1 protein-coding gene is annotated in these 425 nt (G+C 64.0%); it reads right to left on the minus strand.

What is annotated here, in order from left to right; genetic code table 11:
- Positions 1-425, minus strand: a 425-nt coding sequence (locus ACKUG4_RS28210; protein WP_445435285.1) for a calcium-binding protein, incomplete at both ends; no start/stop codon positions are given.

Genomic DNA, 425 nt, shown 5'->3' on the forward strand with positions numbered 1-425 from the left:
CGGTCGAGCGCGGTCAGCGAGGCATCGGTTTCGATGACCACGTCGCCGACGTTGTCGACGTAGTAGGTGTCGACACCGTCGCCGCCGATCATGGTGTCGGCGCCGAGGCCGCCATCGAGGGTGTTGGCCGCTGCGTTGCCGGTCAGCGTGTTGTTCAGCGCGTTACCGGTGCCGTTGACGGCGTTGCCGGTGAGCACGAGGTTTTCCAGGTTGGCGCCGAGTGTCCAGTCAACCGATGCACGTACGGTGTCGATCTCGTTCGCCAGGGTGCTGGTTTCGGTGACGGTGTCGCCGACGTTGTCGACGATATAGGTGTCATTGCCCAGACCACCGATCAGCGTGTCGGCACCCAGGCCGCCGTCAAGAATGTTATTGCCGTCGTTGCCGGTGATGCGGTTGCTGACCGCGCTGCCGGTGCCGTTGAG

Origin of the sequence: Candidatus Pseudomonas auctus (genome assembly GCF_048654275.1) — a bacterium.
Classification (GTDB): Bacteria; Pseudomonadota; Gammaproteobacteria; order Pseudomonadales; family Pseudomonadaceae; genus Aquipseudomonas; species Aquipseudomonas pharyngis.